General features: G+C 50.1%; 13 protein-coding genes and 1 pseudogene. All 14 read left to right on the forward strand.

Annotation, left to right across the window (positions count from 1 at the left end; translation table 11 throughout):
* Positions 1–8: 8 nt before the first annotated feature.
* The gene (locus tag AXX12_RS03855) at positions 9–869 is read left to right on the forward strand and encodes a branched-chain amino acid ABC transporter permease (RefSeq protein ID WP_074431331.1); all 861 of its coding nucleotides are present in this window, start codon (positions 9–11) and stop codon (positions 867–869) included.
* Positions 866–1,645: an ABC transporter ATP-binding protein gene (locus AXX12_RS03860; protein ID WP_066238423.1), complete on the forward strand. Its 780-nt coding sequence runs from the start codon at positions 866–868 to the stop codon at positions 1,643–1,645. Before AXX12_RS03855 ends, AXX12_RS03860 begins: the two co-directional genes overlap by 4 nt.
* Positions 1,633–2,340: an ABC transporter ATP-binding protein gene (locus AXX12_RS03865; RefSeq protein WP_066238425.1), complete on the forward strand. Its 708-nt coding sequence runs from the start codon at positions 1,633–1,635 to the stop codon at positions 2,338–2,340. Before AXX12_RS03860 ends, AXX12_RS03865 begins: the two co-directional genes overlap by 13 nt.
* Before the next feature lie 24 nt (positions 2,341–2,364).
* The gene (locus tag AXX12_RS03870) at positions 2,365–4,191 is read left to right on the forward strand and encodes an FAD-binding protein (protein WP_066238430.1); all 1,827 of its coding nucleotides are present in this window, start codon (positions 2,365–2,367) and stop codon (positions 4,189–4,191) included.
* 177 nt (positions 4,192–4,368) lie between these two features.
* Complete coding sequence (locus tag AXX12_RS03875; RefSeq protein ID WP_066238432.1) at positions 4,369–5,541, forward strand: M20 metallopeptidase family protein; 1,173 nt, start codon at positions 4,369–4,371, stop codon at positions 5,539–5,541.
* Positions 5,542–5,574: 33 nt separating this feature from the next.
* The gene (locus AXX12_RS03880; RefSeq protein ID WP_066238434.1) at positions 5,575–6,987 is read left to right on the forward strand and encodes a sodium:solute symporter family protein; all 1,413 of its coding nucleotides are present in this window, start codon (positions 5,575–5,577) and stop codon (positions 6,985–6,987) included.
* An 18-nt stretch (positions 6,988–7,005) separates the two neighbouring features.
* Positions 7,006–7,287, forward strand: coding sequence for a DUF503 domain-containing protein (locus AXX12_RS03885; protein ID WP_066238437.1), 282 nt, complete (start codon positions 7,006–7,008; stop codon positions 7,285–7,287).
* Between the two features lie 47 nt (positions 7,288–7,334).
* Positions 7,335–7,793: a tRNA (uridine(34)/cytosine(34)/5-carboxymethylaminomethyluridine(34)-2'-O)-methyltransferase TrmL gene (trmL, locus tag AXX12_RS03890; RefSeq protein ID WP_066238439.1), complete on the forward strand. Its 459-nt coding sequence runs from the start codon at positions 7,335–7,337 to the stop codon at positions 7,791–7,793.
* Positions 7,794–7,902: 109 nt separating this feature from the next.
* The gene (locus tag AXX12_RS03895; RefSeq protein WP_082816700.1) at positions 7,903–8,685 is read left to right on the forward strand and encodes a TIM barrel protein; all 783 of its coding nucleotides are present in this window, start codon (positions 7,903–7,905) and stop codon (positions 8,683–8,685) included.
* A gap of 41 nt (positions 8,686–8,726) precedes the next feature.
* Positions 8,727–9,080, forward strand: a complete 354-nt coding sequence (locus AXX12_RS03900) for a YlbF/YmcA family competence regulator (protein WP_231881786.1) — start codon at positions 8,727–8,729, stop codon at positions 9,078–9,080.
* Positions 9,019–9,993, forward strand: a complete 975-nt coding sequence (murB, locus tag AXX12_RS03905; protein WP_082816701.1) for a UDP-N-acetylmuramate dehydrogenase — start codon at positions 9,019–9,021, stop codon at positions 9,991–9,993. The genes AXX12_RS03900 and murB overlap by 62 nt, the downstream gene beginning before the upstream one ends.
* Positions 9,994–10,229: 236 nt before the next feature.
* Positions 10,230–11,838: pseudogene (locus AXX12_RS03910) on the forward strand (MBL fold metallo-hydrolase RNA specificity domain-containing protein).
* A gap of 166 nt (positions 11,839–12,004) precedes the next feature.
* On the forward strand, positions 12,005–13,822 hold the full coding sequence (gene typA / locus AXX12_RS03915; protein ID WP_066238448.1) for a translational GTPase TypA: 1,818 nt from the start codon (positions 12,005–12,007) through the stop codon (positions 13,820–13,822).
* Between the two features lie 266 nt (positions 13,823–14,088).
* Positions 14,089–14,388 carry a hypothetical protein gene (locus tag AXX12_RS03920; RefSeq protein ID WP_066238451.1) on the forward strand — a complete coding sequence of 100 codons (300 nt, stop codon included), beginning with the start codon at positions 14,089–14,091 and terminating at the stop codon, positions 14,386–14,388.
* Positions 14,389–14,450 lie beyond the last annotated feature (62 nt).

Genomic DNA, 14,450 nt, shown 5'->3' on the forward strand with positions numbered 1-14,450 from the left:
CTGCCACTTTGGATTATGTCATTACCACTCTTACTTTCTCCGGCATTACGCTGATTGGTGTCATGGGCGCCTATATGGTCACAGGTTTGACTGGATTATTCTCCTTTGGGCAAGCGGCTTTTATGGCAGTAGGCGCGTACGTATCCGCTGTGCTGGTTAAAAATTTTGCCATGCCCTTCCCGCTTGCGGTATTAGCGGCCGTCCTCGTCGGCCTGACTGCTGGCGCACTAGTTGGCATACCAACGATTCGGCTGCGCCGGGACTATATTTCTCTGGTTACCTTCGGTTTCGGCGAAGCCATCATCTCCGTTTTGAATAATTCAGCGAACATAACTGGCGGCGCGATGGGGCTTTCGGGCATTCCCCAATACACGAACTTTTTGGTCGTGCTGGTCAGCGTCCTGGTCTGCTTGTTCATCGTAGTTGGCTACAAATACTCGAAGTACGGACGCCAATGTTTGGCTCTTCGCAGTGACGAATTGGCTGCAAAATCCATGGGAATCAATGTGGCTCGGCTGAAACTGACCACCTTTTTACTTGCCAGCGTGATCACCAGTTATGCTGGCGTCCTGTATGGCTTTTATACCACCTATGTCGAGCCGGGAACCTTCGGCTGGGTCGTCTCTGCAGAATGGCTGATTATCGTCTTCGTCGGCGGCATCAATAGCTTGACCGGCGCAGTTTTCGCGACCATCGTGCTGACCGGGTTGCCGGAACTACTACGCTTTGCCTCCGAGTGGCGCGTGACGATTTATTGCGTGATTGTGCTTCTCATCATCAACTACCGTCAGGCAGGAATTTTTGGCGAGTATGAACTATCCTACAGCAGCCTGAGGCAACTATTCAGGAAAGGGGCTAAGACTGCATGATTCGGCTAGAAGCGCAACATATTTCAAAATCGTTCGGCGGCGTAAAGGCTGTGCAGGACTTTTCCTTCCAACTCAATCAACATGAAATTGTCAGCATTATCGGACCTAACGGCGCAGGAAAAACCACAGCTTTTAACCTGTTGACTGGCGTGTATGAGATAGACTCCGGCAAGATATTGCTTGATGGACAGGATATAACTGGTCTGCAGCAACATCAAATTGCAAAAGCGGGCATCGCCCGCACATTTCAGAATATCCGTCTGTTTAAGGGACTTAATGTCATCGAAAACGTCATGACGGCGGCAGATCCGCTTTCTTCCTATAATCTCTTTGATGCCATCATCTCAAGTCGGCGTAAGCAGTCACGGGAGGCAGAAGTACGTGAACTGAGTCGCAACTATCTGAAAACTGTTGGGCTGACGGGATATGAAAATGAAAAGCCGGAAAACTTATCCTACGGCTTGCAGAGAAAACTGGAAATCGCCCGGGCTCTCGCGACCCAGCCGAAAGTCCTCTTGCTTGATGAACCGGCAGCAGGACTCAATCCCAGTGAAGTTAGAGACTTTATTTCCTTGGTAAGAGAACTGAGGGATGAATTCCAGTTTTCGATCGTCATTATCGAACACCGGATGGAAGTTATCATGGAGCTGTCGAAACGCATTTATGTGCTTAACTTCGGCAAGCTTCTCGCCAGCGGCACGCCGGATGAAATCCGTAATAACAAAGAAGTGCTGGAGGCCTATATCGGAGAGGAGGACCCGGCATGCTTACTGTAAAAGACCTGCATGTTTCTTACGGCCACATTCAGGCGCTTGAAGGAGTTAGCTTGGAGGTGCCAGAAGGTAAAATCATCAGTATTATCGGCTCGAATGGCGCGGGTAAGACCACTCTCCTTAACACCATCTCAGGAATTGTCAAGCAAAAGGCAGGAACCATTGAGTTTGAGGGCCAGACGCTAACTCGCGCCGCTCATCAGGTCGTCAAGCTTGGTTTGGTACATGTACCTGAGGGGCGTAAAATTTTTTCCGGACTTACAGTAAAAGAGAACCTCTATGCCGGCGCTTTTATCGCCAAAGACAAAGCCAAGGTAGAGGAAAACATCGAAAAAATGTATAAGATGTATCCCATCTTAGAGAAACGTCAGAACCAGCATGCAGGCACACTTTCCGGCGGTGAGCAGCAAATGCTGGCCATTTGCCGCGGGCTAATGTCTGAACCGAAGATGATTCTTCTTGATGAGCCGTCTCTCGGATTAGCGCCTATTATAGTCCAAGGCGTTTTCGAGTTGATTAAACAAATTAGCGCGCAAGGCCTTACTGTCATGCTCGTCGAGCAGAACGCGAAAAAAGCGCTAGCTCTCTGCGACTATGCCTATGTACTTGAAAACGGCAAAATTGTCGTGCAAGGATTGGGCAAAGAACTTTTGTGCGATGATCGCATCAAAAAAGCCTATCTGGGCGAACGTGCTTAAATAGCGTAGACTGGGAGGAGAAGTATGGATAATCGTACCTGCGACATTCTGATTGTTGGTAGCGGCGGTGCTAGTCTTAGGGCTGCCATTGCAGCCTATGAATATAATCCTAAGCTGAGAATCATTGTTGCTACTAAAGGCGTGTTTGGAAAAAGCGGCGTAACAGCACTGTCCTGCTCTGACCGGATGGCGTTTCACGCAACCCTAGAGAATACTGAGCCGGGCGGAAGCGATGCCTGGAAATACCATGCGGATGACATCTACCGCATTGGCGGCAAAGTGTCTGATTATAACCTGGCGGCAATTATGGCGAAAGAGGCCAAAGATGCGTTCCATTATCTCGACAGCCTGAACGTACCATTTGTCAAAAAGAACGGGATTGTTGATCAGTTTGTCACAGACGGCTCTGACTATGCCCGCGCCTGTTACACCGGGCCCAAGACCGCTGTGCATATTCAGGAGGGGCTGCTCCGCCGCTTCAGCGAGATTACCAACATCGAAGTCATTCCTTACTGCATGGTGGCGAAGCTTGTCGTCCGCGATAACAATATAGTCGGCTCAATTGCCATTGACACAAGGGAAAAGGATCCTGCTAAAGCGGCCTTCACCATCGCAACCGGCGCGGTCATCCTTGCGACAGGAGGCGGCGGTATGATGTATACGCATAACGTATTCCCGGCACCTATGACAGGGGATGGTTGTGCACTTGCCTATGAAGCCGGAGCGGAACTCGTCAATCTTGAGTTCATTCAAATCGGTATCGCTTCCACGGCCACCAAATTTAACTGCTCCGGCAGCATGATGCGTGCCATTCCTCGTCTTATAAATGAGGACGGCAATGAGTTTTTAGCGAAGTACTTCCCAGAAGGTACTAGCCTGGCCGAGGTATACAACATTCTATTCAAAAAAGGCGCGAGTTGGCCGGTGTCTTATGAGCATAAGACGCACATCATTGATATCGCTCTCTATAAAGAAGTCATGGCTGGGCGCAAAGTGTATCTTGATTACAGCAAAAATCCGCAAGGGTTCCGCTTCGGACTGCTGTCAGAGGAAAACCAGGCTCGCTACTGCCGTGAGATGAGCCGAGACCTAGGTGATGAGGCGAGAAAAGCGACACCTCTGCAACGCCTTAAGGAGATTAACCCGGCGTCGATAGAGTGGTTTAAAGACCGCGGTATCGATTTACTACAGGGAGATGTAATTGAAGTTGCCGCATGTGCTCAGCATTTTCAGGGCGGCGTCAAAATTGACACTCGCGGTCGAACCACAGTCAACGGATTGTGGGCGGCCGGAGAATCCGCAGGCGGTCAGCATGGCGCTAACCGGCCTGGAGGCAACGCGCTCTTAGATTGCCAAGTCTACGGTAAGATCGCCGGAGAAGATGCGGCTAAACAGGCAAAAGCTATACCGGTAGATGATAGCGTTTTAGCTGGAGAAGCCGCTACGTTTATTCAGAACGTCGAGGCGGCCACATCAGGCGAAATCCCGGCGAGGCAGGCCAGAAAAGAGCTTCAATCAATTGTCGAAGAAAGTGTTGGTATTGTCCGCACCGAAGCAGGACTTCGCCAGGGTATCGAAGAACTCAATGCTTTTTCAGCCAAGCGCTTCTATATCGACGGGCCGGGGCTCTACTACTTTCTTGAAAATTCTAGTATGATTACTGTTGCTAAACTGGTGCTCGCCGCCGCGCTCTTGCGGGATGAAAGTCGCGGACCTCACCTGCGCTTTGCGGACTATACCGATAATACACCGATCGGCCGCAAAGACGGTGAATGGGAGAAGTACATTGTCATAAAAAAGGTAGATGGCGAGATGCGACTGGAAAAGAGAATGCCGCAACTGCCGGACTAGATAGAGTTCCGCCGTTAATATCACTCTTTTGGGCACGCAATAACGTGCCCTTTTTATTTTCCTCCTGCAGACTTGGTAGGAATGACCAATCTTCACGGCGAATAAGGACAAAAAGAAATAGTACACAGTCATTTGGACATAATGTCTAGGAGAAACGGTAACAGGGGGTATTTTCTTATGGAGCACTTAAAAGCTCTGCTGGAAGCGAATTTGCCGCAGATCATCGAGATGCGGCGGTATTTTCATACGTACCCGGAACTTTCTGGTCAAGAATTTAACACCCAGCGTAAAATCATCGCCGAACTGGAGAGTCTCGGCTTAGATCCGCGGGAAGCGGCTGGCACCGGCGTTATTGTCGACATCATAGGTGAAGGCAAGGGGCCAATGGTGGCTGTCCGTGCCGATATTGATGCATTGCCGGTGCAGGACGAGATTGACAAACCGTACCGATCGCAAAACCATGGTGTTTGCCATTCCTGCGGCCATGATGGGCACATTGCCATGGTGCTCGGGCTAGCTCGGATCTTGTCCACGTTAAAGGGAGAACTTAAGGGAACGGTCAGACTTATCTTTCAACCAAGTGAAGAACGCTTTCCCGGCGGCGCCGTGGCCATGGTGGAAGAGGGTGCGCTCCAGGGTGTGTCGGCCATTATCGGTGGCCACTTGTGGCAGCCGATTCCTGTTGGCACGGTTGGGGTAACCGGTGGCAAATTAATGGCCTCGCCGGATGAATTTGTTATCACCATCAGAGGTAAGGGCGGCCATGGATCAATGCCCCACCAGACGGTTGATTCACTATTAACCGGGGCGCAGTTGGTCACGGCTCTCAATACAATTATCAGCCGCAATGTGAATCCGATGGAGCCTGCGGCCTTGTCGATCGGGATGTTCAAAGCTGGCGAGGTATTTAATATTATCCCAGACACCGCTGTGCTGAAGGGTACTGTCCGTACCTTTGATCAGTCGCTGCGGGCCAGTATCTTTGACCGGATTGAAACGATCACTAAAGGCATTTGCCTGTCGGCCGGCGCCAAATATCGCATTGACCGTCGCTACGGTTTTCCACCGGTTGTTAACCACCAGGGTGTGGCTCGGGTGCTTGGCGAAGCGGCGCGGGAAACGCTGGGCGAGCACGGTGTCATCGAGGCTGAACCAGTGATGGTAGGGGAAGACTTCTCAGTATATCTTGGCGAGATTCCTGGCTGCTTTGCGTTTATCGGTTGCGGCAATGAAGAGACGGGGATTGTCTATCCGCATCACCATCCCCGGTTTGACCTGGATGAACGGGCTCTAGGATATGGTACAGAGCTATTTTGCCGGGCTGCGATCCGCTTATTGGACACGAAATAAGTCGTACAGTAATACCGGAAACAGGTGATAGTGATGCAGCTTTCCACTGCACATATGATTAGTCTGGCGCTCACTCTATTAATTGTGACTGCCGTCGGCATCGCGGCGGCGCGAAAAGTTAAAAATGCTGACGATTTTACGGTTGGCGGTAAATCCTCAGGATCAGTGCTGGTGGCAGGAACGATTATTGGCACAATTGTCGGCGGATCAGCCACAATTGGCACGGCACAACTAGCGTTTGTCTTTGGGCTGTCTGCTTGGTGGTTTACATTAGGCGCCGGTTTGGCGCTAGTGGTTATGGCGCTTTATTACGCCAAGCCACTGCGGTCCAGCGGTCTGCAGACGATTCCCCAGTTTCTTGTCGTTCATTTTGGTAGTGCGGCAGGGCCGATCGCTAGCGCCGCTTCGTCACTGGGAATTTTCTTTAGCGTGGTCTCTAACCTTTTGTCCGCTACGCCACTAGCGGCGGCTATCTTCGGTTTAGGTTCAGGACAGGCGTTAATTCTGGTCGTGTTTTTGATTATTGCCTATGTTCTGTTTGGCGGCGTTTGGGGAACCGGTTTAGTCGGCGTTCTCAAAACCGGTCTGATGTTTCTTGCCTTAGGCGGCGTTTTTGTCGCAGCTTATACGGGTATGGGCGGTTGGAGTGGGTATCAGGCAGCCTTGCCGCCATTCCCTTGGTTTAGTTTATTCGGACGCGGCGCCTGGGTTGATGCGGCCAGTGGACTGTCGCTAATTGTTGGCACTCTTACTACGCAGACGTATATTCAGGCCATATATGCGGCGAAGAATGAGAAGGCGGCTAGAAATGGCGCGTTACTGGCTGCGCTGGTTACCTTGCCGACCGGTATTCCGGCTGTCATGGCCGGTATGTATATGAGGGTCCATTACCCTGACATTGCACCGATTGATGCCCTGCCACAGTTCATTCTCAGCCAACTGTCTCCCTGGTTGGGCGGCATTGCTCTAGCCACCTTACTGCTGGCGTCAATTGGTTCGGCGGCTGGGCTGGCCCTGGGGGTTAGCGCCATGCTGTCGCGAGATATTTTAGCTGCTCGCTGGCAATTTAGCGACAGAGCCCTGCTCAAGGTTAACCGATTGGCTGTGTTTGGCGTCACTCTCTGCGCTGCCATATTTTGTTTAGGCAATCTGCAGTCATTAGTGCTGGAGTGGAATTTTCTTTCGATGGGTCTGCGGGGGGCTGGAATTTTCTTGCCACTGACGCTAGCGATTTTTCTTCCCGGTCGAGTTTGCGGTCAGGCTGCAGTCACGTCTATGGTCGCGGGTGTTGGTGTTGACCTAGGTTGGAAGATATTTTTTCCTACACTCTTTGATCCTCTCTATGCCGGACTGCTGGCTAGCCTGGCTGCACTGTTAGTTACGCAACTTGCGTTAAAAGGACGAACCTGCAATACTGCCGATCTGGGCAGCGAGAAACAGCAATAGCCGGGAGGAGGCTGCGCAATGACGGTAATCATTTGCCGTATCGAACTATTTATTGCTTCAGCGCAATCGTTAAAGGATAAGCGACAAGTGGTCAAAAGCCTGATTGGACGAATCCGGGCGAAAGCCAATGCTTCTGTGGCTGAGGTCGATTTTCATGAACTTTGGCAGCGTGCCGCCGTTGGCGTGGCAATGGTAGGAACTGATTCAACAGTACTAGAGGGACAAATCAATCTCATTCGCCGCTTGGCTGACGATTCGGAAAACGCCGAGGTCGTCGCATTTGACATAGAGTATGTTTGAGGAAATACAGAAAACTAAACTTCTTTCTAAGGGCAGGTAAGACAGCTATGCATATCGTTTTAGTTGAACCCGAGATTCCCGGTAACACCGGCAATATTGCTCGCCTCTGCGCCGCTACAGGCGTTGAACTGCACTTGGTCCGTCCGTTAGGCTTTTCGACTGATGATCGGTATTTGAAACGCGCCGGCTTAGACTATTGGCACTTGCTCAAGCTCCATTACCATGATAGTTTTGCCGAAGTGCAACAGGCCTACCCGGATCGCCGCTTCTACTACAATACGACTAAGGCTCACAAACATTATGCCGCAGTCGCCTATGGGCAGGAGGATATGCTGGTGTTTGGCAAGGAGACTGCCGGATTGCCAGAGAGTTTGCTGGCAGCAAATCGGGAATACTGTATCCGGATACCAATGATCGAAGACGCGCGGTCGCTGAACCTATCTAACGCAGTCGCTATCGTCGTGTATGAAGCGTTGCGGCAAAATGGTTTCGTTGGTCTAAAATAAGTCAGACAAGAAAGGATGAATCGATATCGAGAAAGTCAAACAGGCGAGATTTGGCACAGGCGGTAATCCTGACGACTTTTATGCAGAAGGATTCAAGGAATCGATTGACATGCCAGGCTGGCTTAGTCGCCGTTTCCTTACCGCCTATGAATATCAATGCAGTCGCGGTGTCCATGTTGGTGAGAAAACCGCCAGAGCGATTGGTCAGGCGGCTGCTGCAAGCGATGTGGCTCTTAGTGTACATGCGCCTTACTATATCAATCTGGCGACTGAAGACGCCGCTATTGCGGAGAAAACCATCAACCATATTATTAAATCACTAACAGTTGCCAGCTGGCTGGGAGCCGTCAGAGTGGTGTTTCATAGCGGATCGCCGGGAACCGAACGTAGCGCCGCGCTCGAACGGGCCAAGCGTCTGTTCGCGCAGGTATTGGAGGAAGCTGCCCGCCTTGGGCTTGATGCCAGTGTCTTGTCGCCGGAAACCATGGGCAAAAAAAATCAGCTTGGCAATCTGGCCGAAGTGATTGAGTTGTGCAAACTACAGGAAGGAATGATTCCTACTGTGGACTTTGGTCACATGCACGCTGTAACTTGTGGTGGCTATACGGAAAAAGATGAGTTTGCCGCTGTATTTGAAACCATTGGCGACAAATTGAACGCTAAGGCGGCTGAGTGCCTGCACATTCATTTCAGCCGCATCGAGTTCACCAAAGCGGGTGAACGGCGGCATTGGACGTTTTCTGACCCCTTTGGGCCGCCACACGAGCCGCTTCTTGACTATATCGCGGCCAACCGATTAACACCGACGATTATTTGTGAGTCAGCCGGAACCCAGGCAATTGACGCCAAACTGATGGCTGATTACTACCGACTCGCCTTAACTAAATCATAGGACAACCCCAAAAAGAATATAGTGAAAGGGATTGGGAGATAATGATGAATATTCATGATAAAGCCCATGACTTGGCCAGAAGCCTGCAACAATCGCCGGAGTATCAGGCTTTTTTAACGGAAAAAAGAAAAGTAGAAGCAGACAGTCAAGCAAAAAAAATGGTCAAAGACTTTCTGGTTAAGAAACTAGAAATCGAGTATGACGCGATGGCCGGTAAAGCTGACGACAAGGCTAAACTGGAGAACCTGCAGCGCATGTTCGACGTCTTGAGCGCAAATGCCACAGCCAGAGATTTTTTGCATGCCCAAATGCGCTTTCAACAACTGATGGGCGATGTGTACAAAATTATCGGCGATTCAGTCGCAGAAGGATTGGATTTTCTTGCAAAAGAATGAACAAACCGCTTTCTTCGAGAAGCTATCAATAATTATTTCTGACCCGGAGCGAGTGCTTCGCGATGAACCCATGGTCAACCATACGACCTTTCGCATAGGCGGACCAGCTGACTGGCTTGTCTTACCTGCATCTGTAGAGGAAATAACAGCTGTGCTGGCTGTAGCAAAGGCTGCAGCTGTACCTGTTACTGTACTGGGCCGGGGTTCCAATGTATTAGTTTCCGATAAAGGCATTCGCGGCTTGGTTCTACGCTTAGGTAAGCACATGAGCCGTATCCGCCATGAAGGGACAACACTATTTGCCGGTGCAGGCGCATCGCTTGGCGACGTGTCTCGTTATGCAGCTAAACTTAGCTTGACCGGATTGGAATTTGCCATTGGCATTCCAGGTACGATTGGCGGCGCGGTATTTATGAACGCAGGCGCTTATGAAGGCGAAATGCGTCAAGTGGTCAGCGCTGTAACCGCCATCTGCCCGGACGGCGGATTGGCGAGATATTGCGGTGAAGCACTGGCGTTTAGTTATCGTCATAGCGTATTTTCTGATAATAAGTGCCTCATTTGTGAAGTCGAGCTGCAACTGACACCTGGAGACGAGACAGCTATTCGCGCCAAAATGGATGAATGTACCTTTCGGCGCAATTCAAAGCAACCGGTTGAACTGCCTAGCGCCGGTAGTGTGTTTAAACGACCGCCCGGCTATTACGCCGGTACCTTGATCGAACAAACCGGGTTAAAGGGTCTAACTGTCGGCGGCGCTCAAGTGTCAGAGAAACATGCAGGCTTTATCGTCAATATCGGTGGAGCAACTGCTAGCGATGTGATGAATCTGATCCGGGAAGTGCAAAGTCGAGTATATGAAAAATTTTCAGTCAGACTAGAACCCGAGGTTCGTCAGATTGGCGAGCCATAGTACCTTGACCACATTATATTTTAGGTATTATGACGGCAAAAGTTCCAAATTGCTGCGTCATCGCCTCCTAGCAGACCCCTTCCAGTATGCGTCGTCGGCTCTTCCTTGCACTTTGAAATTTTTGCTCGCCCTAAAACTAAGATCTAACATGGTCAAGGTACTAGGCAGGAGTTTGCAGCAATCACTTCGAACTAATTACAATAGGGGCACTCAACGTTATCAGTGGGGGTGTTGATATGCATTTAACCTTTTTAGGCGCAGCGATGATGGTAACAGGTTCTTCCTATTTGTTAGAGGCGAATGGACGCAAGGTCTTAATCGATTGCGGCATGTTCCAGGGGGGGGCGTGTCATTAGTGAACTAAACCGTCGGCCGTTTGCTTATCAACCGGCTGAGCTAGACTGTGTATTATTGACCCATGCACACATCGACCATAGCGGACTGTTGCCGCGGCTGTGCAATGAAGGCTTTCGCGGCCCGATTTATACCAGTAAGGTAACAACCGAATTGTCGAAGATTATGCTGCCTGACAGCGCGCATATCCAGGAAGTCGATAGCGAGATAATGAACCGCAAAGGCAAGCGCGCTGGCCGCGATGTGGTCAAGCCGTTGTATACGGTGGATGATGCGTATAGCTGTCTAAAACAATTCTCGTCGGTAAAATTTGGTAGCGAGATTGATGTCGTTCCCGGCATTAAGGCACGGTTTCGCAATGCCGGTCATATTCTCGGTTCAGCAGTTATCGAAGTTTGGGTTGAAGAAAACAGCACGACAACAAAACTCGTTTTTTCCGGTGATTTAGGACAACCCAACCAGCCGATTATTAAAGACCCGGACATCATCGAAGACGCGGATTACATCATCGTCGAGTCAACCTATGGTGATCGTCTGCATGATAGCAGTGAAAAAGAAGACGTGCTGGCCAAAGTAATCAATGATACTGTCAGTCGCGGCGGCAATGTCGTTATTCCTGCCTTTGCGGTTGGCAGAACCCAGACGCTGCTTTATTACATACGCAATCTGCTCAAGGATAAAAAGATTCCTTCTGTGCCGGTTATTATTGACAGTCCGATGGCGATCTCGGCTACTGATGTCTTTTTGCACCATCCTGAGGAATATGACTCAGAAGCCAAGAGCATCATCCAAGATGAAAAAGAGAATCCAATTTCGATGCCGAATCTCCATTTTGCCAAATCACTGGATGAGTCAAAGGCGATCAACTTTATGGAGGAGCCGTCGATCATTATTTCGGCCAGCGGTATGGCTGACGCCGGACGCATCCTGCATCATCTAAAGCATAACCTTTGGCGCCCGGAAGCCAGCGTGGTATTGGTTGGCTACCAAGCGCAGGGAAGCATGGGGCGGCGCCTGCTGGAGGGAATCAAACGGGTACGCATCATGGGTGAGCAGATTCGCGTCAACGCCGAAATTCATAACCTGGATGGCTTTTCGGCGCATGCGGATAAAGATCAACTGCTTGCCTGGCTGTCAGGCTTCAAAAAGAAGCCGACCGCAATGTTCATTATCCATGGTGAGCAAGAAATGTCTATTCCATTTGCAAAAACGATTAAAGAAAAGTTTGGTGTGTCAGCGTATGTGCCGCAATTTGGCGATTCCATCGCCATCGACGGCCCAGAATGGACAGTGAAGGAATCTGACATTGTTATCGTCGATCCGTCACTCAGGCGAATGAATGATTATTTGCGTGAAATCGAACAACAATATAAAGACTATAAACAAAAAATTGAACAGAAAGTGCAAACCGATAGCACGTCAGCCGCTGATTTAGTCCGTCGGCTTGAACGATTAGAACGCTTTATCCGCAGCGCTATCGACGAATTATAAATGAAATACGACAGTGCCCCGGTCGAACCGGGGCATTTTTTTGCGTTATTCGACAAATACTACCTCTATGTCATTACTTTTATTGACATTTTTTCGCAGCTGTAATATAGTAATTAGTACGGCCTTAAAAGAGAAGTTCTGCTTGGCCATATTTAGGAGGAACGATATGAAACGCGACGATATACGCAATGTGGCCATCATCGCCCACGTTGACCATGGCAAAACCACGCTGGTTGACGCTATGCTTAGGCAGAGCAACATTTTCCGCAGCAACGAGCAAGTGGCCGAACGGGTCATGGACTCCAACGATTTAGAACGGGAACGCGGAATCACCATCTTGTCAAAAAACACAGCGGTCATGCATAATGGCAAGAAAATTAATATTGTCGACACTCCGGGCCACGCCGACTTTGGCGGTGAAGTGGAGCGGGTGTTGAACATGGTCGACGGCGTGCTGCTGTTAGTAGATGCCTTCGAAGGACCGATGCCGCAGACCAAATATGTTTTGCGCAAAGCATTAGCGCAGAACCTGCAGCCGATTGTGGTAATCAACAAAATTGACCGTCCTGACCAACGTGTCGATGATGTGCTTGACGAAGTATTAGAGTTATTCATGGAACTCGAAGCCAATGACCAACAGCTGGATTTCCCGGTTATCTACGCCACAGCTCGCGATGGAATCGCCAAACTGTCGATGGATGACGAAAGTGACAATCTGGAGCCGCTGTTTAATATGTTGGTTGAGACCATTCCTGCACCTGACGGCTCGCTGGACGGCCCGCTGCAGATCATGGTCACTACCCTTGATTATGATGATTATGTAGGACGCATTGCCATTGGTCGGATTGTTCGTGGACGCGTGCAAAGTGGACAAAACGTTGTTATTGCCAATGGCGATAGCATGAATAAGGCAAAAATCAGCCGCTTGTATACGTACGAAGGTCTTAAACGGACTGAAGTAAAAGAAGCTATGATGGGCGATATCGTTGCCATCACCGGACTGAGTGATGCCAACATTGGCGATACGGTGGCTGATCCTGACCAACCGGAAGCGCTGCCAACAATTAAAATTGACGAACCAACTCTGTCGATGATCTTCTCGGTTAACAATAGCCCGTTCGCCGGTAAAGAGGGCCAGTTTGTCACCTCACGTCATTTGCGCGATCGGTTGTTCCGCGAAGTCGAGACCAACGTCAGCCTGCGGGTAGCTGAGGCTGGTGGCCCGGATGCATATGAAGTCTGCGGTCGCGGCGAGCTGCATCTGGCAATTCTCATTGAAACCATGCGCCGTGAAGGTTTTGAGTTTCAAGTGGGTAAGCCCAAGGTTATCTTTAAACACATCAACGGCAAGCTCTGCGAACCAATGGAGTTTTTAACGATCGACGTACCCCAGGAATTTATGGGGCCAGTCATGGAAGGACTTGGCGCCAGAAGGGCCGAGCTTGTCAACATGACTGAGCTGGCAGGTTATTTGCGGATGGAATTTATTATTCCGGCACGAGGTTTGATCGGTTTCCGTTCGGAATTGCTGACAAGCACTAAAGGTAATGGCATCATGAACCATGTCTTCCACGGTCATGCGCCTTATAAAGGTGATATTCCTGGCCGCACCCGCGGTGCGCTGGTCGCCTTTGAGGCAGGTGAGACAACTGCTTATGGCATCAACAGCGTCCAAGATCGTGGTGTTATGTTCATCTCTCCCGGGCAAGCAGTCTATGAAGGTATGATCATTGGCGAGAACGCCCGTGAATCGGATATGGATATCAATCCCTGCAAGAAAAAGCATGTCACCAACATGCGCTCGAGCAACACAGAAGAAGCTGTTCGCCTGACTACGCCGCGTATCCACAGTCTAGAGCAGGCACTCGAATATATCAATGATGACGAACAGGTGGAAGTGACTCCTAAGAGTATTCGCCTGCGCAAAACAATTCTCGACCGCCATGCGCGCGGCAGGGATCGTAAGAACTCACAAGCCAATTAATCAAAAGCGGAATCACTGAGGTGGTTCCGCTTTTTTTGACGCATGTAAACATTAAAGGGAACGTGATTCAGCCGCGAAAACGCAAAAGGCGCTGCGCGCCTGCGCAAAGGGAACGTGAAGATCGCATCAGCGATGCTAATGAATTTTAGCATACTACTGCCGCTAGGTTTCATATGTAACGATGCTTTTTCTTATATCATGAGTTGGTGAAACCAGGCATATATAGGTAGAGAAAGTTCTCGCTCGACCTGCGAGGAGGGATTGTCGTGAGAAAAGAACTATTTCCTGCAAAGACTGGTGCGTTCGGCTCGTTGACCAGTCTGGCGCTATTATCCGGTATGTTAATTTGCTTCTTTTTAGCATTGCCGTCTATGTGGCTGACAACCCTTGGCAAGGTATTTGCTGTCATCTGGGGCGGCATGACCGGAGCGGCCGCGGTGGCGCATCTGCGAGTTGTCAATCAAAAGCGGCAGGAAATCCGTCTGCGGCGCAGCTTGGATAAGCTTAGTCGTGAGATGCATGCCAAACGGCGGCGGGAAAAACAGCGTGCATATGTACGGTCTTAGAGCAGTGTAAGTACAGAGCACGATCCCACAGAGGCACAGAGGAATAAAGGAGGACACAGAGG

The sequence above is a fragment of the Anaerosporomusa subterranea genome (assembly GCF_001611555.1).
Lineage (GTDB): Bacteria > Bacillota > Negativicutes > Sporomusales > Acetonemataceae > Anaerosporomusa > Anaerosporomusa subterranea.

Bases quoted from the DNA above. Each gene is read 5' to 3' on its own strand.
- AXX12_RS03860 (WP_066238423.1), top strand. From the start codon at position 866: ATGATTCGGCTAGAAGCGCAACATATTTCAAAATCGTTCGGCGGCGTA.
- AXX12_RS03865 (WP_066238425.1), top strand. From the start codon at position 1,633: ATGCTTACTGTAAAAGACCTGCATGTTTCTTACGGCCACATTCAGGCG.
- AXX12_RS03870 (WP_066238430.1), top strand. From the start codon at position 2,365: ATGGATAATCGTACCTGCGACATTCTGATTGTTGGTAGCGGCGGTGCT.
- AXX12_RS03875 (WP_066238432.1), top strand. From the start codon at position 4,369: ATGGAGCACTTAAAAGCTCTGCTGGAAGCGAATTTGCCGCAGATCATC.
- AXX12_RS03880 (WP_066238434.1), top strand. From the start codon at position 5,575: ATGCAGCTTTCCACTGCACATATGATTAGTCTGGCGCTCACTCTATTA.
- AXX12_RS03885 (WP_066238437.1), top strand. From the start codon at position 7,006: ATGACGGTAATCATTTGCCGTATCGAACTATTTATTGCTTCAGCGCAA.
- trmL (WP_066238439.1), top strand. From the start codon at position 7,335: ATGCATATCGTTTTAGTTGAACCCGAGATTCCCGGTAACACCGGCAAT.
- AXX12_RS03895 (WP_082816700.1), top strand. From the start codon at position 7,903: ATGCCAGGCTGGCTTAGTCGCCGTTTCCTTACCGCCTATGAATATCAA.
- AXX12_RS03900 (WP_231881786.1), top strand. From the start codon at position 8,727: ATGATGAATATTCATGATAAAGCCCATGACTTGGCCAGAAGCCTGCAA.
- murB (WP_082816701.1), top strand. From the start codon at position 9,019: ATGTGTACAAAATTATCGGCGATTCAGTCGCAGAAGGATTGGATTTTC.
- typA (WP_066238448.1), top strand. From the start codon at position 12,005: ATGAAACGCGACGATATACGCAATGTGGCCATCATCGCCCACGTTGAC.